This window comes from Moorena sp. SIO2C4, assembly GCF_010672485.1.
Lineage (GTDB): Bacteria > Cyanobacteriota > Cyanobacteriia > Cyanobacteriales > Coleofasciculaceae > Moorena > Moorena producens.
Map to the genome: position 1 here is coordinate 1 of NZ_JAAHGN010001136.1, position 2,316 is coordinate 2,316.

Annotated in this window: 2 protein-coding genes and 1 pseudogene; 2 read left to right on the plus strand and 1 reads right to left on the minus strand. The window is 46.7% G+C overall.

Annotation, left to right across the window (positions count from 1 at the left end; genetic code table 11):
* On the plus strand, positions 1 to 452 hold a 452-nt coding region (locus F6K20_RS34665; RefSeq protein ID WP_287297828.1), incomplete at its 5' end, for an N-acetylmuramic acid 6-phosphate etherase.
* Positions 453 to 454: 2 nt separating this feature from the next.
* Positions 455 to 1,996 (plus strand): site-2 protease family protein, encoded by a 1,542-nt coding sequence (locus F6K20_RS34670; protein WP_008179343.1) that lies wholly within the window; start codon positions 455 to 457, stop codon positions 1,994 to 1,996.
* Here F6K20_RS34670 and F6K20_RS34675 read toward each other — a convergent pair.
* Positions 1,956 to 2,316 (minus strand): annotated as a pseudogene (locus F6K20_RS34675) (hypothetical protein); the annotation flags it as partial. The gene F6K20_RS34670 and the pseudogene F6K20_RS34675 sit on opposite strands and share 41 nt — an antisense overlap.

A 2,316-nucleotide genomic window follows, 5' to 3' on the forward strand; every position in this document is an offset into this window, starting at 1 on the left:
TAACCACGATTGCGATCGCTTGTGTCCCCCCTGAACAGGTCAGTATTGATGCTGATATTGATATTCGGCTGCTAGTTGGTCCGGAAGTCCTAGCTGGCTCTACTCGCCTCAAAGCCGGTACTGTCACTAAAATGGCCTTGAACATCCTTTCTACAGGAGCGATGGTAAAGCTTGGCAAAGTCTACGGCAATCGCATGGTAGATGTGGCAGTGACCAACAAGAAACTTCATGACCGAGCCCTGCGCATCCTCAAAGACCTGACCAACCTCAGCCGAGAAGACTGCGCTCACTTACTAGAGCGCAGTGGCAGGCAGGTAAAACTAGCGCTACTAATGTACTGGACAGGATTAGACCAGCTAGAGGGAGCCAGCTTCCTAGAGCAAAACCAAAGTGATCTCAGGGCCGCTCTCCAAAGTTGGAAACAAACTAGTACTCCATCAAAATTGAATTGATAATGTTTAACGGATCAGAGACTACTGTCACTTTGGTGATCATACTCGTAGCCCTCGGTGTTCTAGGTTGGGGCTATAACCGCGCTCGTTCTTACGGCAAGCTAGGAATTTTAGCCTGGTTGCAGTCAGTAGTCTTGACACTGCCCTGGCTATTATTCTTTGGCTTAGTCAGCATGGGAATTTACCTGAATATCGTTGGGATCCTATTTCTGCTAGTCGCTTCCACCGGCCTATACATCTACTTGGGCAGGCTCTTACGTGCAGCAGGTCAAGATGAAGTTTGGCGGGAGCGTGCCACCAAACTGTTCGAGGAGCAACAACAAAGCAAGGATGCCCAAAAGTCTGAGGAGCAAGATACTGCAGCTTACAAAAATTTAACTGCCGTATCCGAGGGTCCGAATACCACCAGGATCGGAGTAGCTACAATTCCTGATGAAGACCTACAAGTTATTAAAGGGATTTTTGGGATTGATACGTTCTTTGCTACGGAAACTATAAAATATCAGGAAGGGGCAATTTTTACAGGCAATCTGCGGGGAAACGATGCCGAATTGGTACATTCTCGTTTGTCAGCTAATCTAGAGGAAAAATTAAGCGATCGCTATCGGCTATTTTTAGTCGATAATCCAGAAGGGAAACCAGTTGTCATTATCTTGCCCAGTACCAATGACCCACGAACCACTACAGTTCCGCAAAAAATATTAGCCCTTGTCCTGGTAATTGCGACATTTTTCACCACTTTAGAAGTATCTGGGTTACTGCTTGACTTTGATTTATTCAGTGAACCTGAACGGTTTCGGGAAGCCTTACCGATTACCATCGGAATTTGGATAGTTCTCATTACCCATGAACTCGGTCACTGGTGGCAAGCCAAAGCTCACGACGTTCGCCTCAGCCTACCCTTTTTCCTTCCCAGCTTGCAAATCGGCTCATTTGGTGCTATGGTTCGCTTCGAATCCCTATTACCCAATCGAAAAGTATTATTTGATATTTCCATAGCCGGACCAGCCGTAGGTGGTGTAGTGTCTCTAGTGATGCTGATTTCAGGATTAGTCCTTTCTCATCAAGGCAGTGCTTTTCAGGTGCCAGTGGAATTCTTCCAAGGGTCAATTTTAGTCGGAGGGCTGGCAAAGTTAGTGCTTGGTAGTGCTATCCAAGAGTCTTTAGTGGATGTTCACCCTCTCACCATTGTCGGTTGGCTAGGTTTAACCATAACAGCCTTGAACCTAATGCCCGCAGGACAACTAGATGGTGGGCGAATTGTCCAAGCTATCTACGGACGCAAAACTGCTCGACTTACTACCATTGCCACCTTAGTGATTTTGGGGATTTTGGCCTTAATCAATCCAGCCAATCCCATAATTTTGTACTGGGGAATCTTGATTTTGTTCTTGCAGCGGGGTTTGGAGCGTCCTAGCCTCAATGAAATTACCGAACTCGATGATACTCGAGCATTGTGGGGGTTATTGGCGTTGTTTTTAATGGTCGCAACTCTGATTCCCATTAATCCCGCTTTGGCAGGAAGGCTGGGAATTGGGGGCTAATTTCAAGGGTTGAAGATTGTTCGCGTAGCGTGGCCTTTAGGCCAAGGTTGAAGGTTGAAGGTTGAAGGTTGAACGGTTGAAGGTTGAAGGTTGAACGGTTGAACGGTTGAAGGTTGAACGGTTGAAGGTTGAACGGTTGAAGGTTGAACGGTTGAAGGTTGAACGGTTGAACGGTTGAAGGTTGAACGGTTGAAAGTTGAACGGTTGAAGGTTGAACGGTTGAAGGTTGAACGGTTGAAGGTTGAACGGTTGAAGGTTGAACGGTTGAAGGTTGAACAGTTGAAGGTTGAACGGTTGAACGGTTGAACGGTTGAAGGTTG

Coding starts and splice junctions, on each gene's coding strand:
- F6K20_RS34670 (WP_008179343.1), top strand. CDS start 455: ATGTTTAACGGATCAGAGACTACTGTCACTTTGGTGATCATACTCGTA.